The following is a 23,186-nucleotide window of genomic DNA, read 5'->3' on the forward strand; positions in this document are numbered from 1 at the left end:
GTGGAGCCGCACATGGAAACGAGCAGACGCACCGTCCTGGCCACCGCCGCCGCAGCCGGCCTCACCGCCGCCGTCGCCGGCACCTCGTACGCATCGTCGGAAGGCGGCGGGAACGTGCGGTTCACGAAGCCCACCAAGGAACTCTTCGGCACACTCGCCGACGGCACGAAGGCCCACCGCTGGACGCTGGCGAACGGCGGCACGCGGCTGAAGGTCCTCTCCTACGGCGGCATCGTGCAGTCCCTCGAACTTCCGGACCGCCACGGCCGCTACCGCAACGTCTCCCTCGGGTACGACACGATCGAGGCGTACGCGGCGGGTACGACGTTCTTCGGCGCGCTGATCGGACGCTACGGAAACCGCATCGCCCGCGGCCGCTTCACCCTGGACGGCAAGGCCCACCAGCTCTCCGTGAACGACGGGGAGAACAGCCTGCACGGCGGGGCCAAAGGGTTCAACACCCGGGTGTGGGACGTGGAGCCGTTCACGGACTCCACCGGCGTCGGCCTGGTGCTGCGGTACGTGAGCGTCGACGGCGAGATGGGCTACCCGGGGACGCTGCGGGTGAAGGTGACGTACACCCTCACCGCGCGCGGCGACTGGCGGATCGACTACGCGGCGCGGACCGACAAGGCCACCGTCGTGAACCTCACCAACCACACGTACTACAACCTGGCGGGCGAGGGCAGCGGTGACATCTACGGGCATGAACTGTCGCTCAAGGCGGGCCGCTTCACGCCGACCGACGCCGGGTTGATCCCCTCCGGTGAGCTGGCGAAGGTGGCGGGCACACCGTTCGACTTCCGGCGGGCGAAGACGGTCGGCGAGGACATCCGCGTCGCGCACCCGCAGCTGGTGACCGCCAAGGGGTACGACCACAACTGGGTCCTCGACAAGGGCAGCACGGACCGCCCCGAGCACTTCGCGACGCTGCGGGACCCGGAGTCGGGCCGCACGATGCGGATCGCCACGACGGAGCCGGGCGTGCAGTTCTACTCCGGCAACTTCCTGGACGGCACCCTCACCGGCCCCTCGGGCCGCACCTACCGCCAGGGCGACGGCCTGTGCCTGGAGACCCAGCACTTCCCGGACTCCCCGAACCAGCCGTCGTTCCCCTCGACGGTACTGCGCCCCGGCGACACCTACCGGTCGAGCACGGTACACAGCTTCTCGGCGCGCTGAGGGGGGCGGGGAGGCTTCCGCGGAGAAGGGCTTCGCCCCGCCCCTGAGGGCGGGGCGATTGGCTTACCTCGGCCCTTCGAGGAGCGGGACCGGCCCGTCCGCGACGGGGACGCCGAAGTCCGGGGTGCCGTCCGCCTTCCAGCCCAGGCGCTGGACGCGGGTGTGCCGGTTCGGGTCGTTCAGCGGATCGCCCACGATGTCCTTGTACTGGCGGGCGTGGTAGACGAGGACGTCGGTGCGGCCGTCCTCGGCGACGGTGAAGGAGTTGTGGCCGGGGCCGTACTGCTTGGTCCTGTCGTCGCTGGAGAAGACCGGCCGCGGCGACTTGGTCCAGGACCTCGGGTCCATCAGGTCGCTGCCCGCCTCGGCGGTGAGCAGGCCCATGCAGTAGTTGGCGTCGGTGGCGCTCGCCGAGTACGTCATGAAGACGCGGCCGTTGCGCTGGAGGAACGAGGCGCCCTCGTTCACCTTGAAGCCGACGCGCTCCCAGTCGTACTCGGGTGTCGTCAGTCGTACTTGAGGCCCGGTCAGTGTCCAGGGGCTGGCCATCCGGGAGAGGAAGACGGCCGTGTTGTTGTCCATGCCGGGCTCGTGCTGCGCCCACGACAGGTAGCGCGATCCCCGGTACGTGAAGGTGGTGGCGTCGAGCGAGAAGGTGTCCCAGGCCGTGGTGATCCGCCCCTTCTCCACCCAGGTGCCCTTGAACGGGTCGCGGTGGGAGTTCTCCAGGACCCACATGCGGATCTTCCACACGTCGTGGGCGGGCGCCGCGGCGAAGTAGATGTACCACTTGCCGTCGATGTGGTGGATCTCCGGCGCCCAGATGTGCGCCGCCATCTCACCGCTGGTGTGGCGCCGCCATACGACGGCCTCCTCGGCGGTGGCGATGCCGTGCAGGGTGCGGGCACGGCGCAGGATGACGCGGTCGTACTCGGGGGCGGTGGCGGTGAAGTAGTAGCGGCCGTCGCGGTGGCGGTGGATGTGGGGGTCGGCGCGGTGGGGCACGAGGGGGTTGGCGGGGCGGGCGGCCTTGGCGGCTTCCGGCGCGGCGGCGTGGGCGCTGCCCTGAGCGGCGGCGAGGGCGCCCGCCGCTGTGGCTGTCACCGCCAGGGAGCCCTTCAGCAGCACTCTGCGGGAAGCCAGTTCGCGGCCGTGGTCGTTCATGTGGTCTGCCTTTCGGGGGTGGAGGAGCTGGACGGATCTGCGGTCGTGGCGGGGCCTGGCGCGCCGCCGCCGAGTGCGCGGCGCAGCAGCGGCACGGCGGCCAGGCCGAGCACGGCGACGGCAAGCAGGAACACGAGGTCGGCAGCCAGAACGAGAGCCCGTACGTGGGCAGCGGGAACGCGAGGAAGAACAGCGCCGCCACAAGCACCCGCCGGTCGCGCAGGACGGCGAGGGTGCGGTACGGCTGCTCCCCGGCCGCCGCGCGGTCGGGCGCCAGCCGGCGTACACCGTCCGGGCCGCTCGGCAGCAGCACCAGGACGAGCGGCGCGACGAGTACGGCGGGAATGCCGGTGACGAGGAAGACCCACTGCCGGCCGTCGAGCCCCCACGCCCCGTCGAGGTCCATCAGCACGCCCATGAGCGGGTTGCCGAGGATGAAGGAGAGGGGCGCGGTGAGCATGACTAACGCCCTCCCTCCCTGGCCGGAGCGTCAGTAGGCCACGGGCCAGCCGCTGCCCCAGTTCAGGAGGTTCACGCCCAGCTTGGGCCTTCCGCCGTCCTGGCCGTCGTAGTAGTGGTAGACGAGCAGGTCGCCGTCCACGTCCTTCATGACCGACTGGCCGCCGGGGCCGATGTAGCGGCCGTGCGACTCCAGGACGGGCGTGCCGCCGTTGTCCGTCATCGCGACGCCGTTCTTGTCGCGGTAGGGGCCGGTCACGCTCGTGGCCCGGCCGGCCTTGATCTTGTACGTGGAGCCGGTGCCCGCGCAGCACGTGTCGTACGACGCGAACAGGTAGTAGTAGCCGTTGCGTTTGACGATGTACGGCGCCTCGACGGCCTTGGTGCCCGTCGGCCGGGAGGCGAGGGAGCGCCGCGCCGTGTCGCCCGCGTACCGCTTGCCGGTCGCCGGATCGACGCGGATCATCTTGATGCCCGTCCACCAACTGCCGAAGGACAGCCACCACTTGCCGTCGTCGTCCACGAAGAGGTTCGGGTCGATGGCGTTGTAGTCGCTGCCCGATCCTGACGTGTAGACCACGCCCTGGTCGCTCCAGCTGCCCGGCTCGCCCGTGGCCGACGTCGCGAGTCCGATCGCGGACGTGTTCGAGCCGAAGCTGGAGACGGAGTAGTACATCAGGTACTTGCCGCCGTGGTACGAGATGTCGGGCGCCCAGGCCTCCGGCACGGTGGAGTACCGCGACCACCAGGCGGGCCGGCTGCCGAAGGCGTCCGCGCCGCCCCTGAAGGCGGTCCGGTCGGTGGAGGAACGGTGGCTGATGCCTCCGGCGGTCGCGTAGAGCAGGTACTTGCCCGCCGGGGTGCGGACCATGGTCGGGTCGTGCAGGACGGTGTCCCCGGTGACGGTCCCGGGGTTGGGGTAGGCCGCCGCGGTGCCCGGTACGAGGGCGATCAGCGCGGCGGCGGGGAGGGCGAGAAGCGCGCGGCGTCTCACGGGGCGGGTGGTGCGCAGGAGGGTGCGCAGGTGGATGGGCGAGAGGGTGCGGCTCACACGGGTCTCCTAGGGTCGATGCGTTTCAACTGACCAACTGTTCGACCGTTCGGCTTCAGCCCAGCCTGATCACATTCCAGGACAGCGGCTCCAGGGTGGCGGTCAGGACGCCGTCGCTCAGCCGCGCGCCCGGTACGTCGTGCGGGGTGACGCGCTCCGGCTCGGCCAGCGTGTTGCGGGCCTCGGGGTCCGCGTCCGCCACGGCGCTGTGCTCGACGACGGCGGTCAACTCCGGCTCAATGAGAGCGACTTCGATGGGCAGCGGCTCGGTCTGGCCGCGGTTGACCGCGAAGACGGTGACGGTGCCGTCGTCGGCGCGGACCGCCGTGGCGTGCAGCAGGGGCACCTCGCCGAACTTCGCCGTCTCGTACGTCGGTGAGTCCACGCGCACGTCGAGGACCCGGCCGCGGCCGTACCGGGACGCCTGCGCGAAGGGGTAGAACGTCGTCTGGCGCCAGGCCGGGCCGCCCGGCTCGGTGAGGATCGGCGCGATGACGTTGACGAGCTGGGCGAGGCAGGCGACCGTCACCCGGTCGGCGTGGCGCAGCAGGGCGATCAGCAGCGAGCCGAAGACGACGGCGTCGGTGACGGTGTAGTTGTCCTCCAGGAGACGCGGGGCCTCCTGCCAGTCCTCCTCCGGCTGGAGCGCCGTGCGCCGCTGGTACCAGACGTTCCACTCGTCGAAGGAGAGGTTGATCCGCTTCTTCGACTTGAGGCGGGCCCCCACGTGGTCGCAGGTCGCGACGGCGTTCTCGATGAAGGACTCCATGTCGACGGCCGATGCGAGGAACGAGTCGCGGTCGCCGTCGATCTCCTCGTAGTAGGCGTGCAGGGAGATGTGGTCGACGAGGTCGTAGGTCTCGGCGAGCACGGTCGCCTCCCAGGCCGCGAAGGTCTCCATGGACTGGCCGGAGGAGCCGCAGGCGACGAGTTCCAGGGCCGGGTCGAGCTGCCGCATGGCGCGGGCGGTCTCGGCGGCGAGGCGGCCGTACTCCTCGGCGGTCTTGTGCCCGGTCTGCCAGGGCCCGTCCATCTCGTTGCCGAGGCACCAGAGCCGGATGCCGTAGGGGTCCTTGTCGCCGTGGGCGGCACGCAGGGCCGAAAGGGCCGTGCCCGAGGGGTGGTTGGCGTACTCCTGGAGTTCGAGGGCCTCGGCCACTCCCCTGGTGCCGAGGTTGACGGCCATCATCGGCTCCGCCTGCGGGCCCACCTTGCGGACGAAGCGGATGAACTCGGAGAGGCCGAAGCGGTTGGACTCCGTGGAGCGCCAGGCGAGGTCGAGCCGGCGCGGCCGTTCGTCGACGGGGCCGACGGAGTCCTCCCATTTGTAGCCGGAGACGAAGTTCCCGCCGGGGTAGCGGATGGCGGTGACACCCAGTTCGCGGATGAGGTCGAGGACGTCGCCGCGCAGGCCCGCCTCGTCCGCCGTGGGGTGGTCCGGCTCGTGGATGCCGGTGTAGACGCAGCGGCCGAGGTGTTCGACGAAGGAGCCGAAGAGCCGCGGGTCGACGTCGCCGACGGCGAAGTCGGGGTGGACGGTGAAGCGGGCGGGGCGCGCGGGTCGCGTCATGAGTTCCTCAACAGGTTGGCCGGGGGGCGAGTCTGGACCGGTGGGCGTCGTGCGTCAGTCGGTCTTGATCCGCAGGAACGTCACGGAGTGGGCGGGGAAGGTGTACGAGAAGGAGTCGTCGACTCCGGTGAGGACCGAGTCGACGGGCTTCACCGGCGACTTGTCCTTCGTGTTCTCGGCGGCCGGGTCCGCGGCCAGCGTGGTCACCCGCGCCTTCGGCGCGACCTTCATGCCCCGGCCGAGGTCGACCTTCGTGCGAGCCTGCTCGCCCTGGGCGTTGACGACCTTCACGATGAGGTCACCGGTCGCCTTGTCGCGCGTGACGACCTGGCGGAACGGCTCGGCGGGCTTGTCGTCGGTGAAGGAACCCCACTTCTTGCCGTCGAGGTAGAGCGTCACCTGACGGCCGCGCACCTCGACGCGCAGGTCGTAGCTGCGGCCCGGCTCGATCGCGGTGGTGTCCTCGATCACCGTCTGCTTGGCGCCGCCGACGGTCTTCTCGACGGCGGACCGGGTGTTGTTCCAGCCGCCGAGGTTCCACCAGTAGTGGTTGCCGGTGTCCTTGACGCCGAAGGCGACCATGAAGCCCTCCTTGCCGGACTTCTTGGTGGCCCTCACCTTCAGGTCGTAGTTCTGCCAGCCCTTGTCGCCGGCGGTGACCAGGGTGTTCTCAGCCGTCTCGTCGGACTGGACGTACGCGCCGTCCTCGACGGCCCACGTGCCCTTGCCCGCTGCCTTGGTCCAGCGGCTGTCACCTGCGGAGAAGTCGTCGGAGAACAGGGGCGTGCCGTCCGCGCCGGTCACCGAGACGTCGTCGTAGGCGGCGCTGGTGGCCCAGGTGGAGAGGCCGACGGCGCCGGTGATCGGGACCGAAGTGGTGGGCGTGCCGGTGGACTTGGACGGCACGACCTCGTCGCCGACGTTGCGCATGAAGAGCTTCTGCGTCTCGTAGTTGGCCGAGCCCCACGACTGGCCGTTGTCGAACCAGATCATGTTCGGCTTCCACTGGACGTAGTCCTCGTTGGCGAGCAGCGGCGCGTACGAGGCGAGCTTCACGACGTCCGCGTTGCGCTCCAGGCCGGTCATGAACGCGGCCTCGGAGAGGGCGTTGCCGAAGGTGTTGCCCTGCGAGGCGTACTCGCCGAGGAAGACCTTGGGGCCGCCCCGGTCGTAGGAGTCGTAGCGGTCATTGTTCTCCAGGAACCACTGCGGGCTGTTGTAGTAGTGCTCGTCGACCATCGCCACGTTCGCGTCGCGGTTGAGCTGCCACGCCTTGTCGAAGATGGAACCACTGTCGTCCGGGCCGGAGTTGGAGATGACGGTGATCTCCGGATGCTTGGCCTCGATGGCGGCCCGGAACTCCTTGAAGCGGGCGAAGAACTCCTCGGGGAGGTTCTCCTCGTTGCCGACTTCCAGGTGGGTGAGGCCGAAGGGCTTGGGGTGGCCCATGCGGGCGCGCTTCTTGCCCCACTCGCTGCTCACCGGTCCGTTGGCGAACTCGACGAGGTCGAGGGTGTCCTGGATGTGGCGCTTGAGGAGGGCCGGGTCGTCGGTGGCCTTGTTCTGGCCGCAGCCGGTCACCAGGGCGGGCACGACGGGCAGCGGCATGGCGCCGGTATCCTCGGCGAACTGGAAGTACTCGTAGTAACCGAGTCCGTAACTCTGGTTGTACCCCCAGAAGTTGGCGTTGGTGGCGCGCTTCTCGACCGGGCCTATGGTGTCCTTCCACTGATAGGAGCGCTCGCGCTGCCAGCCGGACTTGTCGTCGTACGCCTCGTGGCTTCCGGTGTTGACCAGGCAGCCGCCGGGGAAGCGCAGGAAGCCGGGTTTGAGGGCGGCGATCTTCTCGGCGAGGTCCTTGCGCAGGCCGTTCGGGCGGCCCTTGTAGGTGTCGTGGGGGAAGAGGGAGATCATGTCGAGCGCGGCGTCCGCCCCCGAGGTGACCGTCAGCCGGCCGGCGGCGGAGGTCCGGGTGGCGGTGAAGGCCGCCTTGTACTTGGCCCAGCCGCCGCGCGCGGTGACGCGGCGCGCGGCGGCGAGCTCGCCCGAGGCGTCGTGCAGGGTGGCCATCAGCGGCGCCCCGTCGGCGTGGTCCGTGCGGGCCCACACGGAGAAGTCATAGCGCTTGCCCTTCTCGACCGCGATGCCGGTGTTGTAGCCGGAGTTGGTGACGGACGAACCGGCGGCCAGGACCAGGTAGTTGCGGTTGCGTTCGTCGAGGCGGCCGCTGTCGTTCGCGACCTTCGCGGTGCCCTTGGTGTCCCAGGAGGTCAGCGGCGTGTAGGTCCGGTTGTCCGCGGGCTCGTACTCGAAGGACCTGTTCTGGACCAGCTCGGCGTAGAGCCCGCCGTCCGCGGCGCGGTTGATGTCCTCGTAGAAGACGCCGTACATCGTGTCGTCGATCTTCGCGCCGGTACCGGCGGCGTCGACGTCGATCGTGTAGTCGGCCGGCTCGGCCGCGGCACTCGGACCGACGGCGAGCGTGCCGGCCAGCAGGGCGGTGACGGTGAGCGCGAGGCTCCCTCGTCTGCGTGCCATGTCATCCCCAGGTGTTCGAAATCTCGGACGTTGGTCAGCAGTTCGAACGGAAACTTAGGAAGCGAAGGGATCTCCCGTCAACGCCTGGGACCAACCCTGCGCAAAGCGTTGACGCGCAAGGAGTTCGACTCTACGGTCCGTTCGAACTGACGGGCGTCATTCGGTATTTCGAACACGCTCGTCCCGGAACACCGCCGTCTCAGAGAGAGGGACGTACTGCCGTGCCTCCATCCCTTCCGACCCGCCGCGGCCTCCTCGGCGGTCTCGGAGCGCTCGCCGTCACCGGCAGCTTCGGCGTCGCGGCCGCTGGGCGCAGCGCCTCCGCCATCGCCTCGGACGCCGATGTCCGCGTCCGCTACTGGAACCTCTTCAGCGGCGGCGACGGCGTCAACATGATCGCCATGCTGGACGCGTTCCGGCGGGCCAACCCCCGTGTGGACGTGAAGGATTCGACGCTCCAGTGGGGCAATCCGTACTACACCAAGCTGGCCATGGCGGCCGCCGGACAGCGCGCCCCCGACCTCGCAGTGATGCACCTCGGCCGCATACCGGGTTTCGCGCCCGGCCGTCTCCTCGACCCCTGGGACGTGGGACTTCTCGCCCAATACGGCGTACGCGAGTCGGACTTCGACCGGGTGCTGTGGAAGCGCGCCGTCGTCGACGGCAAGCTCTACGGCCTGCCGCTCGACATCCACGCCCAGCTCTGCTTCTACCGCCGTGACGTGTGCGGGAAGGCCGGGCTCCTCGGCGACGACGGCGACCTGGCCGCCGTCTCCTCGCCCGAGGAGTGGTTCAGGGTGCTCAAGGCCGCCAAGAAGGCGACCAGGGGCGGCCTCCAGACTCTCGGGATGAAGGCCAACGAGCCCAACTTCAGCTGGTGGTTCTTCCTCTCCTTCTACACCCAGCTCGGCGGCACCTGCCTCAGCGCCGACGGCCGGGACGTCACCTTCGACACCGACAAGGCCGTCCAGGTCCTGGAGTTCCTCCGGCAGCACGTCACCGACGGCTACACCACACCCGTCGGCATCGCCGACGGCGAGATGTTCGTCAACGGCTCGCCCTTCACCTGGGAGGGCAACTGGTCCGTACCGGTCTTCGACGGCGCGCGGCTCGACTACGGCGCCACCCCGCTGCCGGCCGTCTTCGGCGGACCGGCCACCCACGCCGAGTCGCACTGCTTCGTCCTGCCCCACCAGGAGCGGCGCGGCGGCCCCACCGACGAGGGCGCCCACCAGCTGGCCGCGTACGTCGTCCGGCACGCCCTGGACTGGTCGCGCGGCGGCCATATCCCCGCGTACAAGCCGACGTTGAAGGACGCGCCGTACCTGGCGCTGAAGCCGCAGTCCGAGTACGTCTCCGCCATGGACCACATGGCGGTCGAGCCGGGCGTCTGGTTCGCGGGCTCCACCGGCATCCTCGCCCAGCGCATCGGACCGGCCGTCGCCGCCTCCAACTCCGGCTCCGCGAGGCCCGATTCCACGGCCCGGCGGATGCGCGGCGTCTTCGAGAAGCTCCTGACGATGAAGGACCCGATGGCGGGCCGGTCCGCGGCGGACCTGGCCGCGGCCCGCGCCGGAGGTGGCACCGTATGAGCACCGTCGACACCGCCCTGCGGCCGCCCGCCGCACGCCCAGCGGTCACCGTCCACGCCGACTCGGCGCGCACCCGCCTCGCCCGCCGCTTCCAGCACGGCGGCTGGTTCGTCGCCCCGTTCCTCGTCCTGTTCGCGCTGTTCGTGCTGCTGCCGATCGGGCGCGGGCTGTGGCTGAGCTTCACCGACGCCAACATCTCCGGCACCGGAGAGCGCTTCGTGGGGCTCGACAACTACCGGGAGGCCTTCGACACCCCGCTGATGTGGGAATCGCTGGGCCACAGCGCGTACTTCACGCTGCTCGTGGTGCCGTGCGTCGTCGTGCTCGCCTTCCTCCTCGCGATGCTCGCCCACCACATCGAGCGCGCCAAGTGGCTGTGGCGGCTGTGCTTCTTCGCACCGTTCCTGCTGCCGTCCACCGTCGCCGCCAACCTCTGGCAGTGGCTGTTCAACCCCGGCACCGGGATGATCAACCACGTCTTCGGCCTGGACACGCCGTGGCTGACCGACAAGTCCACCGCCATGCTCGCCGCGGTCATCACCACCCTGTGGTGGACGGTCGGTTTCAGCTTCCTACTGTTCCTCGCCGCCCTCCAGAACATCCCCCGGCACCTGTACGAGGCCGCCGCCCTGGACGGCGCGAACGCATGGCAGCGCATGGTGCACATCACCCTGCCGATGCTGCGCACCATCACCGGCCTCGTCGTCACCCTCCAGGTGCTGGCCTCGCTCCAGGTGTTCGACCAGGTCGTGGTGATGCAGGACTTCGGCCCCGGGCCGGAGGAATCGACCCGGACCTTCGTGCAGTACACCCTCGAAGAGGGCTTCACCAGCTACCGCGTGGGCTTCGCCTCCGCGATCTCCATCATCTTCTTCGTCCTCATCGCGGCCGTCGCCCTCGGCCGCATGTGGCTGCTGCGCAAGCGTGAGGAGGGCGTGCGATGAGTCAGGAACGTACGACAGGAAAGTGGACGCCGGGTCAGATCGTGCTCACGGCCCTCGGGACCGCCGTCTCGGCGGCGTGGCTCTCGCCGCTGCTGTGGGCGCTGTTCACGTCCCTGAAGTCGGAGACCGAGGCCGTCGCCGTGCCCACCCACTGGGTGCCGGAGGACTTCACGTTCCAGGCGTGGCGGGCCATCTTCGAGACCGGCAACATCACCGACTGGTTCGTGAACTCCGTCGTCGTCTCGGTCTGCGTCACGTTCGTCGTGGTGCTGGTGAGCGCGCTCGCCGGGTACGGCTTCGCGCGCACCGAGTTCCGCGGCAAGAACGCGCTGCTCGGTCTGGTCATGGCGGGTCTCATGGTGTCGCCCGCGGTGCTCGGCGTCCCGCTGTTCAGCACCGTCCAGTCGATGGGGATGGTCGACACGTACTGGGGCATGATCCTGCCGCAGTGCGCGCCCGCCGCGATGGTGTACATCCTCTACAAGTTCTTCCAGGGCGTCCCCAAGGAGCTGGAGGAGGCGGCGTTCATCGACGGCGCCGGGCGCTGGCGGGTCTTCTTCACCGTCGTCCTGCCGCTGTCACGCCCGTCTCTCGCGGCGGTCGGCATCTTCACCTTCATCGCGTCGTGGAACAACTTCCTGTGGCCCTACATGGTGACCAACAACCCCGACCTGATGACCATGCCGAACGGCATCGCGACGGTGATGAACTCCTACGGCATCCAGTGGGCGCAGCTGATGGCGGGCGGCCTGATGGCGGGGCTCCCGCTGATCATCGTCTTCGTCTTCTTCCAGCGGCAGATCGTCGCCGGGGTGGCGCACACGGGCCTGGCGGGGCAGTGAGCCGAGGGCGCCCCCGTCGGCGTCCGCCGGCGGGGGCCTCTCACGCGCGTGCCGGACTACTTGTAGGTGATGTCCGATGCCGTGAACTTGCAGTACGTGCCGTCGGGGCCACTGCCCGTCTCGACGGGCTCGGCACCGGTGTTGTTGCCGGTGAAGCGCAAGCACGTCTTGATCTTCTTGTTGCTGTCGCCGTGGATACGGATGTTGCGCAGCGCGACGGTGTCCTTGTAGTTGGTGTTGATGCCGACGATCGACTTGCCGGGGGCGGTGATGTCGGCGTCGTTGATGACGATGTTGCGCTGGTACTGCTTGGAGCAGTTGCCGCAGGTGCGGACCAGCTTCCCGAAGCCGGAGACCTGGAACTTGTTTACGACCAGTTTGCCCGCGCCGTTGAACTGGAAGACCTTGTCGTCGGCCTTGCGGGCGCCGCCGCCCTGCACGGCGTACGTCGAACCGGCCGAGGTCCCCTTGAACGTGGCGGCGTCCTCGCCGACATCCTCCCACCACACGTTCTGCAGCGTGCAGCTGCCCATGCAGTGGATGCCGTCGGCGGCGGGCGCGCCGATGATGACGTTCTTCAGGGTCGCCCCGTCCTTCAGCTTGAAGATCGGGTCCTGGCCCTCATCCTGGCCGTCGCCGCCGAGGGCGCCGCTGCCGTAGTAGCGCTTGAGGCCGCCGTCACGGGTGCCGGAGACCTCGATGGTCTTGGGCACGGCCTGCTGGTCCGTGGCCTGCGGCCAGGCGGTGGCCGCCCCCGCGGACGACATGAGGGAGGTGGTGACGAGGGCGGCGCCGGTCAGGCCGAGCGCCGCGACGCCGCCGATGACGGCGCGGCGGCGGGTGAGGGTGCGGCGGTGGCGTACGCGCCCGGTGGCGGTTGAAGTCATGTCCGGATTCCTTCGGTGGACAGAAGTGTGCGTCTTCTGGTCGCCACCGCCCGGCGAAGGGTTGCCCCTCAGAGGCAACCGTTCCTCAGAAGAAGTCACCCCGCCACTCGGTGCGTTCGGCCGCGGTGGCCGCCCGGATCGCGTACCGGTCGCCGCCCACGTCCCGCTTCCCCTCTCCGTGGTCGTACTGCCCGGCGAAGACGTGCTCGCCGGCCGGTACGGTCCGCCCCGCCTTGAGCGTCCACCGGTAGACGAGGAAGCCGTCGCGCTCCCCCACCGACACGTCGAAGTCCTCGACGGGCAGGGAGCGCCAGTTGCCGGTGTCGGCGACCTTGGCGCCGAGGGCGACGCGCAGTTCGACGGTGAGGGAGGTCAGCGGCTTGCGTGCCTTGAGGGTGATGTCGCTCTGGGACCAGTACGTGCTGGAGCCGGGGTCGATCGAGCCGTCCGCCCACAGCAGTTCGGCCGCCGGCACGGACTGCGGGCCGCGCGGCGGCTCGGCGGACTTCGGCGGCCCGGCGGACTTCGGCGGCTTCCGGGCCTCCGGGGCCCCTGACGTGGGGGCTTGGCGGGGGTGCCGCTCGGGCGCCTCGGCGGTGGCGGCGCCGCGGTGCGGCCGGGTGCGCTGGCGGCGGGGGGCGCGTCCGGCGTCGGGGTGGAGCTGGTGGCGACGGACTGCGGGTCGGGGTCCTCACTCCGCAGCGCGGAGGCCACGCCGTACCCGGCCACCGCGCAGACACCGGCGACGGCGGCGGTCGCGGTCACCACGCGCAGCCAGGACGCGCCCGCCCGCGGGGACGGCTTCGGGTGGTGCTCGGGGCGCTCCCCGCGGGCCATGCCCTGCTCGACGCGGGCGAGCATCCGCTCCCGGTCCGGCCGGTGTGCGTGGGCGGCGCCGCGCAGCCTCCTGCGCACTTCCTTGTCGTCGTCCCTCATGTGCTTCCCCCCGTGTCCGCCGTGACCGCGCGCACCCGTTCCCAGGTGGTGTGCGGACCGAGGCGTCGTTGCAGCTCGGCCATTCCCTTCGACGTCTGGCTCTTCACCGTACCCACCGAGACGCCGAGGGCCTGCGCGGTGTCCTTCTCCGAGAGGTCGAAGGCGTGCCGCAGGACCACGCAGGCCCGCTTGCGGAAGGGCAGCGCGCGCAGCGCGTCGCGTACGTCGACCACGGCCGGTATGTCGGGGTCCGCCACGTCCTCGCCGCGGCCGGACCAGAAGAGCGTGACGCGGCGGCGTTCGCGCACGGCGCTGCGGATGCGGCTGCGCGCCATGTTCGCGACGACCCCGCGGGCGTACGCGGCCGGGTGGTCGGCGGCGCGCACCCGGTCCCAGCGGTGCCAGAGCGCGAGCAGCGCGTCGGCCGCCAAGTCGTCCGCGCCGTCGCTCTCGCCGGTCAACAAGTGGGCCAGGCGGGCGAGTTCGGCGTAGTGCCGCTCGAAGAAGGCATGGAACTCGGCGGCCGCGTCGTCGGCGGCCACCGGCACGGAGGTCCCCTTTCCGCAAGCGGGCACTCTAGCCGGTCGTTCGGTTCGCGAAGACATCGGGCAGGGTCACCTCCCCCACGCCGTGGGCGACCGTGCGCCCGTCCACCGTGCGCACGTGGAAGGGCCGGCGGGAGCCGAGGGCGAGGACCTTGAGGCTGTCGCCGTGCCGGGTCGCGCGGAAGACCGCCGCGGGCCGCCCTTCGTGGTCGGGGACGGTCACTTCGGTGTCGTACGCCGCGTCGTACGCCATGTCAGACGCCGTGTCGGGGGCGGTCAGGAGGGTCAGCCCGTCGAGCCAGTCGCCGTCCGGGCGCTGCTCGTCGGCGCCGAGCGGCAGCAGCGCGCCGGGCCGGACGTACAGGGGAAGGCTGTCGAAGCCGTGGGTCTCGCGGCGCCAGCCGGGGCCCTGGACGCGCTCCCCGGTGAGGAGGTGGGTCCAGGTGCCGTCGGGGACGTAGAACTCCACCTCGCCCCCGGCCGTGAAGACCGGGGCGACGAGCAGGTCGGGGCCGAGCATGTACTGCCGGTCCAGGGTGCGGCAGGCCGGGTCGTCGGGGAACTCCAGGATCATCGGCCGCATCACGGGCACGCCGGTGCGGTGGGCCTCGCCGGCCGCCCCGTACAGGTAGGGCATGAGGCGGTGCTTGAGCTTGGTGAACTTCCGGGCCACGTCCACGGCTTCGTCGCCGAACGCCCACGGCACCCGGTAGGAGACGTTGCCGTGCAGGCGGCTGTGCGAGGACAGCAGTCCGAAGGCGAGCCAGCGTTTGAAGACCGCCGGGTCGGGTGTGCCCTCGAAGCCGCCGATGTCGTGGCTCCAGAAACCGAAGCCGCTCAGGGAGAGCGAGAGTCCGCCGCGCAGCGACTCGGCCATGGCGCCGAGCGAGGCGAAGCAGTCGCCGCCCCAGTGCACGGGGAACTGCTGGCCGCCCACCGTCGCGGAGCGCGCGAACAGCACGGCCTCGCCCGCTCCGCGCTCCTTCTCCAGGACTTCGAAGACGGTGCGGTTGTAGAGCTGCGTGTAGTAGTTGTGCATGCGCTCCGGGTCGGCGCCGTCGTGCCAGACGACGTCGGTGGGGACGCGCTCCCCGAAGTCGGTCTTGAAGCAGTCGACGCCTTGGTCGAGGAGGGTGCGCAGCTTGTCGGCGTACCACTCGCGGGCGGCCGGGTCGGTGAAGTCCACGAGCGCCATGCCGGGCTGCCACAGGTCCCACTGCCAGATGTCGCCGCCTGGCCGCCGGACCAAGTACCCGGCCGCGCGGGCCTCTTCGAAGAGCGCCGACTTCTGCGCGATGTACGGGTTGATCCACACGCTGACCTTGAGCCCGCGCTCGCGCAGTCGGCGGAGCATGCCCTGAGGGTCGGGGAAGACCTCGGGGTCCCACCGGAAGTCCGTCCACTGGTGCTCGCGCATCCAGAAGCAGTCGAAGTGGAAGACGGACAGCGGGATGCCGCGCTCGGCCATGCCGTCCACGAACGAGGTGACGGTCTCCTCGTCGTAGGGCGTGCAGAAGGAGGTGGTGAGCCACAGGCCGAACGACCAGGCGGGCGGCAGCGCGGGCCGCCCGGTGAGGGCGGTGTAGCGGCGCAGGACGTCCTTGGGCGTGGGCCCGGCGATGACGTAGTACTCCAGGCTCTGGTCCTCGACGCTGAACTGGACCTGGCCGACGGCCTCGGAGCCGATCTCGTAGGACACCTTGCCGGGGTGGTTGACGAAGACGCCGTAGCCGCGCGAGGAGAGGTGGAAGGGGATGTTCTTGTACGCCTGCTCGCTGCTGGTGCCGCCGTCGGCCTGCCAGATGTCGACGCCCTGGCCGTTCTTGACGTACGGGGTGAATCGCTCGCCGAGGCCGTAGATGAACTCCCCCACGTCAAGGGCGAGTTGCCCGACCATGTGATGCGTTCCGTCCGATGTGGTCGCGAAGGCGGTGCCCCTGCGCTCCACGGCGGTCAGCCGTCGCCCCTCGCCGTCGAGGAACTCCGGGCCCCAGGGCCCGGCGGCGTCCAGGCGCAGGGTGAGTGGGCCGCTGACGAGTTCGGTGACGGTGCCTTCGCGTACGGCGTGTCCCGCGCTGCCGGTGGTGTGCACCGTGAACTCCGGTCCGCGCGCGGCTTTTCCGGCGTGGTGGGTGGTTCGTACGCCAATCACTCCTTCGGCGGGCGAGAAGCATTCGACGGTGATGAGCGGCGAGTTGAGGGTGTCGCCGCGCTCGCGCACCCGCCGCACGGCGGCGTAGGCGGTGAACCTCCCCTCGCCCACGCGCACGTCGCGCACTTCGGTGGCGTATGAGGCGCGCACCCCGTCGCGCATCAGCCAGAAGCCGTCGGTGAACTTCATGCGGCATCCTCCCGCGGGGCGGTGTCGGTGAAGGCGATCCGTGCGAGCCTGACGGGACCGCGTAGCCGTACGCGCAGATCGCGCACGCCCGAGACGGCGAAGCCCGCGCTGCTCGACGTGTAGTGGTACGGGCCGCCGGTCGGCGTGACGGTGACGGTGGTGGCGGTGGTCCCCGCGATGAGGTCGACGGCGCCCTCGCCCGCGGCCTCGACCGTCACGGCGATGACGCCGTCCCCGAAGTCGCAGCACTGGTACATGAGTTCGCCCGTGCCGTCGCCCCTGGCGCGCACCGCGTCGCCCGACGTCGTCGTCCGGTCGACGAGTTCGGTGCCGCGCTGCGTGTCGTAGCCGTTCGCCGCCAGGCCGGCCCTCCGTACCGGCCTGGCGGCGAGCGGCTCGCCGGTGAGCTCGACCGGTGTCATCAGCCGGATGTCCTGGCTGGAGGCCCCGGCGAGCAGTTCGTACGTGCCCGGCGGCAGCGCCCAGCGGTCCTGGCGCACGTCCCAGAACCCCAGGTCACGCAGAGGCACCCGGAATTCGAGGCGGCGCCGGGCGCCGGGGGCGAGACGGACCCTGCGGTGCGCGGCGAGGCGCCGGTGCGGCAGGGCGATGGGCCCGCGGGGGGCGCGGGTGTAGAGCTGCGCCACCTCGTCGGCGGTGACGGCCCCGGTGTTGGTGAGGGTGAACGCCACGCGCAGGGTGCCGCCGTCGCGCTCGGCGGTCAGGTCCTCGTACCGGAAGGAGGAGTAGCCGAGGCCGTGCCCGAAGGGGTAGAGGGGCGTGCCGTCGAAGTACTGGTAGGTCTGCCGGGAGCCGACGATGTCGTAGTCGAGGAGGTCCGGCAGGTCGCTGTCGGCGGCGTACCAGGTCTGCGGCAGCCGCCCGGCCGGGGAGACGTCCCCGGCGATGACGCGGGCGAGCGCGGTGCCCGCGGTCTGACCGCCGTGCGCGGTCCACAGCAGCGCGGGCAGCTCGGCGTCGGCGGCTGCGACCGCGTAGGGGTAGGCGCTGATCAGGACGAGCGCGGTGCGGGGGTTGGCGGCGCGGGCGGCGCGCCACAGCCGTTCCTGGTGGGGCGGCAGGGCGAGGGTCGTGCGGTCCTGGGTCTCGCGGCCGTTGATGTGGGGGTCGTTCCCGGCGACGACGATCACGGTGTCCGCGTCCGCTGCGGCACGGGCCACGGCGTCCTCGCCGCGCTCCAGGACCTCGACCGTGAACAGCTCGGCGCGCTCGGCGGGAAGAACGTCGCCGTCCACGGCAACCTTCGCGCCGTCGGCGGCGACACAGACGTACCCACCCGTCCCCGTATGCCTGAGGAGAACCCCGCCCCCGTGCCCGCGCCCACCCTCAGGTCCGCCCACGCGGCCGTGCCCGCACCCACCCGCGAGTCCGCCCGTGTGCCCGCGCCCACCCGCGTACCCATCCGCGAGTCCGCCCACGCGGCCGTGCCCGCACCCACCCGCGAGTCCGCCCGTGTGCCCGCGCCCACCTTCGCGTCCGCCCGCGTCGCCGAGGCCGTGCCCATCCCCGCACCCATCCTCGCACCCACCCCCGTATCCGCCCTCCCGCCTCACCAGCGCGAACGTCTCCTGTACGACCCAGCCGCCCGGCTGGTCCGCCGACGCGCGGACGAAGCCGTCGGCGGCGACCGAGAGATAGCGCCCGTCGGGTGCCCGCAGCGTGCAGGCCCCATCGCCCCAGTCGACGAGGGCGAACTCGGTGGCGTGCGCCGCGTCCGCGCAGGTGCTGACCGGCGGCAGGTCGGTGCGGCCCGCGAGGAGCGCCGGGTCGAGGGCGCCCGCGGCCGCGCTCTCCTGCGCGCCCCCGGCCACCCTCGCCTGGGCGGCCGCGGCGGACGTCGGGGCCCGCAGCCAGCCGCCCGCGCACTTCAGGCGCACCCGGTCCACGCCCTCGGCGAAGAGCACCCGCTCGGCGCCGAAGCGCTCGCGCAGCCCGTCGAGGGCGGTGCTGCGCCGGATCAGGGTGCCGCTGTACCAGTCGGTCTTGCACTCGTCCGCGAGGAGGCCGACGACCGCGACGCGGGCGCCGCCGGACGGGGGCGCGAGGGGCAGCAGGCCGTCGTTCTTGAGCAGGACGACGGCCTGCTCGGCGGCCTCGCGGGCCAGCTCCCGGTGTTCGGGCGTGTCGAGGTCGCGCGGGCCCGCGGCCGCGTACGGGCCGCCGCCGGGGTCGAACTCGCCGAGCCGCAGGCGGACGGTGAGGTGGCGGCGTACGGCCGCGTCGATGTCGGAGTCGCTCAGCAGGCCCGCCTCCAGGGCGCGCCGCAGCCGTCCGACGACGATCTCCGGGTCCGTGCCGTGGTCGGTGAAGCTGTCGACGCCCGCGACGACGGCGGCGGCGACGGCCTCCTCGTGGGTGGCGAAGTAGTGCTGGCTGTCGACGAGGTTGCTGGGCGCGCCCGCGTCGGAGCAGACGAGCAGCTCCTCGTCGGTCCAGCGCCTCAACTGTTCGCGCAGGTAGGGCGACACGTGGTTGGGGCGGCCGTTGACGAGGTTGTAGGCGGGCATCACGCCGGCGACCGCGCCCGCCTCGACGGCGCCGCGGAAGGCGCGCAGGTCGTACTCGTGCAGGACGCGCGGGCTGACGGAGGCGTTGGAGGTGTCCCGGTCCGTCTCGTTGTTGTGGGCCAGCCAGTGCTTGAGTACGGGCGCGGTGCGCCAGTGCGTCGGATGGTCGCCGCGCAGGCCGCGGGTGTAGGCGGCGGCGAGGGCGGAGGTCAGGTGCGGGTCCTCCGCGTAGCCCTCCTCGTTTCTGCCCCACAGCGGGTGGCGCAGCAGGTTCACGGTGGGCGCCCAGACATTGAGGCCGACGCGCTCGTCGCGGGCGCGCATGGCCCGCGCCTCGACGGCGACGGCCTCACCGATCCTGCGCAGCAGGTCGTCGTTCCAGGTCGCGCCGAGCCCGACGGCCTGCGGGAAGACCGTCGCGGGCCCCATCCAGGCGACGCCATGCAGGGCTTCCTGGCCGGTGCGGAACGCCCCGATGCCGAGCCGGTCGACGGCGGGCGCGAACTGGTGCAGGAGGGCGAGGCGCTCGTCGGCGGTCAGCCGGGACAGCAGGTCGGCCACGCGCTTGTCCGGATCGAGTCCCGGATCACGGAACGGCGGCAGGCTCTCGGTCACGTGCGGGTCCCCTCGGCGGACGGTGAATCGGAGGCGATTTCCTCGAAGCGCTTCGATGCTCCGCGTTACTTGATGTCCATGTCAAGGCGCGAGGCAGGGAAGGCCCCGTTGAACCGCCCGAGACAAGGACGACCCTCAATTCACCCCTCACCCCGGCGACTTCTGGTTCGGGCCCTTGTGACAGCCCCGGGGTTCACTTAATCTCCCCAGCAACATCGAAGCGCTTCGATAGTCGACCGGCGGTATCCGCCGCGTGTCCGGGCGCGCGCCACGAAGGGTTGACGCAATGACGCCGAACTCCCCGTCCACCGGCTCCGGTCGGCACTCCACCGGCTCCAGTCGGCACGCCATCGACTCCGGTCCGCACTCCACCGGCCCCGGCCCGAACCGGAGAAGCTTCCTCGCCTCCTCAGGCTTCGCGGTGCTCGCCGTGGCCGGCGGGGCTCCGCTGCTCGCGGCGTGCGGAGGAGGCGGCGGGTCGAAGAACGAGGGCACGACGACGGGGAAGAAGCTCAAGGACCTGCTCCCGGCGTACGTCGCCTCGGACCTCGTCAGCCCGGACATCCCGGCCAGGAACGGCTCGGCCGCGGGTTTCACCAAGGCCCTGCCCGCGGCCGAGCTCAAGACGTCGGTGCCCGAACGGCTGGGTATGGGCGGAGAGTTCACTGTCATGTCGCCGATCTGGGGGAACGTGCCCAAGCGGGGCAACCCCTACTGGACCGCGATGGACAAGGCCGCGGGCGTCCGCGTCACGTGGCAGAACCAGCAGGGCGACACGTACGGCCAGAAGCTCGGCGCGGTCCTCGCCTCCAGCAGCGTGCCCGACGCGGTGGTCGTGCCCGGCTGGGAGCTGACCGGCAAGATCCCGAGCGCCATCGCCAACAAGTTCGCCGACCTCGGCCCCTACCTGAGCGGCGACAAGGTCAAGGAGTACCCGAACCTCGCCGCGATCCCGACCGGCGCCTGGCAGCGCTCGGTCTTCGGCGGCAAGCTGCGCGGCCTGCCGATGCCGTCCGCCACCACCCCGAACATCGCGCCCTTCCACCGCACGGACCTCTTCGAGAAGGAGGGGCTGAAGGCGCCCACCAGCGCCCAGCAGTTCTACGACCTGTGCAAGCAGCTCAACGCCCCGAAGAGCAAGGTGTGGGCGTGCGGCGACATGACGTGGGCCGCCTGGAACATCTTCGGGGTGCTGCCGGAGAAGCCGTACTACTGGAAGCTGGTCGACGGCAAGCTGGTGAACCGCTACGAGACCGACGAGTACCTCGAAGCCCTGGAGTGGTCGCGCAAGCTGTACTCGGCCGGCTTCGTCCACCCCGACGCGAAGGCGGAGACCGGCAGCATCGGCGACCTGTGCGCGGCGGGCAAGGTCTGGATGTACTGCCATGACCTCTCCGACTGGTACGGCAAGGCCGCCGTGCAGCGCGTGGACGACAAGAAGTTCCGCATGGAGGCCTTCGACTACTTCGCGCCCGACGGCGGAGCCCCCACGCTGTACGCGCGCCCGCCCGCCGACATCTGGACGTTCGTCAGCGAGAAGGCCGACGAGAAAACCGTCCGCGACATCCTCGCCCTCGCCAATTTCACCGCCGCGCCCTACGGTTCGAAGGAGCAGCGGCTGCGGATGTACGGCGTCGAGGGCGTCCACCACTCCCTGAAGGACGGCGTCCTCACCAAGAACGGCAAGGGCAACAACGAGGTCTTCTCGACGTACGAGTACCTGGCCTCGCCCGCGCCCTTCATCGCCTACGCCGATCTGCCGGACGTCACCCGGGGCATGGTCGGCTGGCAGCAGCGTCAGGGCGCGCACACGCGGAAGCCGCTCTTCCACGGCATGATGATCATCGAGCCGACGCGGTACACCGAGCTGAACGCCGAGTTCGAGGACCTGGAGAAGGACATCGTGCGGGGCCGCAGGAAGGTCTCCGACATGCGGCAGGCCGCTGCGGACTGGAAGTCGGGCGGCGGCGACAAGCTGCGCGACTGGTACAAGAAGCTACTCGATGGAACTGGGGCCACGGGCGAGACCGCGGCGGCCGGCGGCTCGGCGTCCTGACATGACACAGAGCACGGCTCGTCCGCCCACCGCCCAACGGAAAACCGCGCCCGCCGACGCCGCGCCCCCGCCCACGGCCTCGCCCCGGGTCGCGCTCCGCCACCGGCTGCGCCGCGACCGCGTCCTGCTCCTGATGGTGCTGCCCGCGCTGCTGCTCCTGCTCGTCTTCAACTACGTACCGCTGATCGGCAACGTCGTCGCCTTCCAGGACTACGACCCCTACATCGCGGACAACGCGTTCCAGGCGATGTCACAGAGCCCGTGGATCGGCTTCGAGCACTTCCGGCACATGGCCGAGGACCGGCTGTTCCGGCAGGCGGTCCGCAACACCCTCGCCATCTTCGTGATCCAGCTGACGCTGTTCTTCCCGGTCCCGGTGCTGCTCGCGCTGTTCGTCAACAGCTTCGTGCGCCCCCGGGTGCGGGCCGTCGCCCAGGCGATCCTCTACCTCCCGCACTTCTTCTCCTGGGTGCTCGTCATCACCGTGTTCCAGCAGATGTTCGGCGGGGCCGGCCTCGTCGCGCAGGTGCTGCGCGACCACGGCCACGAGGGCTTCGACCTGATGACCGACCCCGGCCTGTTCAAGTTCCTGGTCACCTTCGAGATGATCTGGAAGGACGCGGGCTGGGGCGTCATCGTCTTCCTCGCGGCCCTCGCCGCGGTCAGCCCCGACCTGTACGAGGCCGCCGCGATGGACGGCGCGAGCCGCTGGCGGCGTATCTGGCACATCCAACTGCCCGCGCTGCGCCCGGTGGTGGCGCTGCTACTCGTCCTCCAGGTCGGCAACGCCCTCACGGTCGGCTTCGAACAGATCCTGCTCCAGCGCACCGCGGTGGGTCCCACGGCTTCGGAGGTCCTGGACACGTATGTGTGGAACACCGGCCTGGACAACGGCAACTTCGGATACGGCGCCGCCATCGGCATCGTCAAGGGCGTCTTCGGCCTCCTGATGGTGCTCGGGGCCAACAAGGCCGCCCACCTCATGGGCGAACAGGGGGTCTACAAGCGATGAGCGTGCTCGACTTCGGCATCAGGCCCGGCAGCCGGTCCGGCCTGCGCCCGGTGTGGGAGGAGCCGCCGACCCGGGCCGGGCTCGCCACCAAGAGCGTGACGCTGACCCTGGTCTGCCTGGCCGTCCTCTTCCCGGTGTGGGTGGTGGTCGTCACCAGCCTCTCCTCGGTGAAGACGATCACCGAGACGGGCGGCCTGGTGGTGATCCCCCGCGGCGTCACCCTCATCCACTACCAGGAGCTGCTCGGCGGCGGCCAGGTCTCGCGGGCCGCGCTGGTCAGCGTGGGCGTCACGGTCACCGGCACGCTCTTCAGCATGGCGGTGTCCGTCCTGTGCGCGTACGGCCTCTCCCGCCCGGGGTCCGTGCTGCACCGCCCGATCCTGCTGTTGGTCATCGCCACGATGTTCTTCGGGGCCGGGCTGATTCCCACGTATCTGGTGGTGCAGGGCCTCGGGCTCACGGACACCTATCTGTCGCTGATCCTGCCGAGCGCGCTGAACGTCTTCAACATCCTCGTCCTGCGGGCGTTCTTCATGGGCACGGCCCAGGAGCTGATCGAGAGTGCCCGCATCGACGGCGCCGGGGACCTGCGCATCCTGTGGCGGATCGTCATGCCCCTCTCGCGGGCGGTGCTCGCGGTGATCACGCTCTTCTACGCGGTGGGGTACTGGAGCGCGTGGTTCAACGCCTCGATCTACCTCAGCGACCCGGACATGATGCCGCTCCAGAACGTCATGCAGCAGCTCGTCATCAAGCAGCAGCGGCCGACCGGCCTCAGCCAGGCGATCAACACCGGGCACCTGTCGCCGCTCGCCATCCAGATGGCCGTGATGGTGCTGGCGCTACTGCCGGTCGCCATCCTCTCGCCATTCGTGCAGCGGCACTTCAAGCAGGGCATGCTCACCGGCGCGGTGAAGGGCTGAC

16 protein-coding genes are annotated in these 23,186 nt (G+C 70.6%); 7 read left to right on the forward strand and 9 right to left on the reverse strand.

The annotated features are described in order from the left end of the window. Positions 1 to 12: 12 nt before the first annotated feature. Positions 13 to 1,182: an aldose epimerase family protein gene (locus ACOBQB_RS05005; RefSeq protein ID WP_423589082.1), complete on the forward strand. Its 1,170-nt coding sequence runs from the start codon at positions 13 to 15 to the stop codon at positions 1,180 to 1,182. 63 nt (positions 1,183 to 1,245) lie between these two features. Here ACOBQB_RS05005 and ACOBQB_RS05010 read toward each other — a convergent pair whose 3' ends face one another. From ACOBQB_RS05010 to ACOBQB_RS05025, 4 genes are all read right to left on the reverse strand, one after another. Then, positions 1,246 to 2,346: a family 43 glycosylhydrolase gene (locus tag ACOBQB_RS05010; RefSeq protein ID WP_423589083.1), complete on the reverse strand. Its 1,101-nt coding sequence runs from the start codon at positions 2,344 to 2,346 to the stop codon at positions 1,246 to 1,248. A gap of 490 nt (positions 2,347 to 2,836) precedes the next feature. Next, positions 2,837 to 3,817, reverse strand: a complete 981-nt coding sequence (locus ACOBQB_RS05015) for an arabinan endo-1,5-alpha-L-arabinosidase (RefSeq protein ID WP_423590408.1) — start codon at positions 3,815 to 3,817, stop codon at positions 2,837 to 2,839. A 94-nt stretch (positions 3,818 to 3,911) separates the two neighbouring features. Continuing rightward, positions 3,912 to 5,426, reverse strand: coding sequence for an alpha-N-arabinofuranosidase (locus ACOBQB_RS05020; protein ID WP_423589085.1), 1,515 nt, complete (start codon positions 5,424 to 5,426; stop codon positions 3,912 to 3,914). Positions 5,427 to 5,480: 54 nt separating this feature from the next. Beyond that, positions 5,481 to 7,964 (reverse strand): alpha-L-arabinofuranosidase C-terminal domain-containing protein, encoded by a 2,484-nt coding sequence (locus ACOBQB_RS05025; RefSeq protein ID WP_423589087.1) that lies wholly within the window; start codon positions 7,962 to 7,964, stop codon positions 5,481 to 5,483. 221 nt (positions 7,965 to 8,185) lie between these two features. Between ACOBQB_RS05025 and ACOBQB_RS05030 the strand changes: the two genes are divergently transcribed. From ACOBQB_RS05030 to ACOBQB_RS05040, 3 genes are read left to right on the forward strand one after another with little or no spacing between them, the layout of a single operon-like run. Beyond that, complete coding sequence (locus ACOBQB_RS05030) at positions 8,186 to 9,556, forward strand: extracellular solute-binding protein (RefSeq protein ID WP_423589088.1); 1,371 nt, start codon at positions 8,186 to 8,188, stop codon at positions 9,554 to 9,556. Next, entirely contained in the window at positions 9,553 to 10,500 is a 948-nt protein-coding gene (locus ACOBQB_RS05035; RefSeq protein WP_423589090.1) for a carbohydrate ABC transporter permease, read from the forward strand. Before ACOBQB_RS05030 ends, ACOBQB_RS05035 begins: the two co-directional genes overlap by 4 nt. Further along, entirely contained in the window at positions 10,497 to 11,342 is an 846-nt protein-coding gene (locus ACOBQB_RS05040; RefSeq protein ID WP_423589092.1) for a carbohydrate ABC transporter permease, read from the forward strand. The genes ACOBQB_RS05035 and ACOBQB_RS05040 overlap by 4 nt, the downstream gene beginning before the upstream one ends. Before the next feature lie 56 nt (positions 11,343 to 11,398). Here the strand turns inward: ACOBQB_RS05040 and ACOBQB_RS05045 are convergent, their stop codons facing one another. The 5 genes from ACOBQB_RS05045 to ACOBQB_RS05065 all read right to left on the reverse strand — a co-directional run bounded on the left by ACOBQB_RS05045 (position 11,399) and on the right by ACOBQB_RS05065 (position 19,194). Then, complete coding sequence (locus ACOBQB_RS05045) at positions 11,399 to 12,229, reverse strand: pectate lyase (RefSeq protein WP_423589093.1); 831 nt, start codon at positions 12,227 to 12,229, stop codon at positions 11,399 to 11,401. An 85-nt stretch (positions 12,230 to 12,314) separates the two neighbouring features. Further along, positions 12,315 to 12,704, reverse strand: coding sequence for a hypothetical protein (locus ACOBQB_RS05050; protein WP_423589094.1), 390 nt, complete (start codon positions 12,702 to 12,704; stop codon positions 12,315 to 12,317). Positions 12,705 to 13,161: 457 nt separating this feature from the next. Further along, on the reverse strand, positions 13,162 to 13,713 hold the full coding sequence (locus ACOBQB_RS05055; RefSeq protein ID WP_359772702.1) for a SigE family RNA polymerase sigma factor: 552 nt from the start codon (positions 13,711 to 13,713) through the stop codon (positions 13,162 to 13,164). A 28-nt stretch (positions 13,714 to 13,741) separates the two neighbouring features. Next, positions 13,742 to 16,051: an alpha-xylosidase gene (yicI, locus tag ACOBQB_RS05060; protein WP_423589096.1), complete on the reverse strand. Its 2,310-nt coding sequence runs from the start codon at positions 16,049 to 16,051 to the stop codon at positions 13,742 to 13,744. Then, entirely contained in the window at positions 16,048 to 19,194 is a 3,147-nt protein-coding gene (locus ACOBQB_RS05065; RefSeq protein WP_423589098.1) for a glycoside hydrolase family 3 C-terminal domain-containing protein, read from the reverse strand. Before ACOBQB_RS05065 ends, yicI begins: the two co-directional genes overlap by 4 nt. Before the next feature lie 286 nt (positions 19,195 to 19,480). Here ACOBQB_RS05065 and ACOBQB_RS05070 point away from each other — a divergent pair, with 286 nt between their 5' ends. Genes ACOBQB_RS05070 through ACOBQB_RS05080 form a run of 3 tightly spaced genes read left to right on the forward strand, consistent with a single transcriptional unit; the run spans position 19,481 to position 23,185 of the window. Then, positions 19,481 to 21,250 carry an extracellular solute-binding protein gene (locus ACOBQB_RS05070; protein ID WP_423589099.1) on the forward strand — a complete coding sequence of 590 codons (1,770 nt, stop codon included), beginning with the start codon at positions 19,481 to 19,483 and terminating at the stop codon, positions 21,248 to 21,250. Between the two features lies 1 nt (position 21,251). Beyond that, the gene (locus tag ACOBQB_RS05075; RefSeq protein WP_423589101.1) at positions 21,252 to 22,262 is read left to right on the forward strand and encodes an ABC transporter permease; all 1,011 of its coding nucleotides are present in this window, start codon (positions 21,252 to 21,254) and stop codon (positions 22,260 to 22,262) included. Then, positions 22,259 to 23,185, forward strand: coding sequence for a carbohydrate ABC transporter permease (locus ACOBQB_RS05080; RefSeq protein WP_423589102.1), 927 nt, complete (start codon positions 22,259 to 22,261; stop codon positions 23,183 to 23,185). Before ACOBQB_RS05075 ends, ACOBQB_RS05080 begins: the two co-directional genes overlap by 4 nt. The last annotated feature ends 1 nt before the right edge of the window (position 23,186 follow it).

The organism is Streptomyces sp. G5(2025) (assembly GCF_049542075.1).
GTDB lineage: Bacteria > Actinomycetota > Actinomycetes > Streptomycetales > Streptomycetaceae > Streptomyces.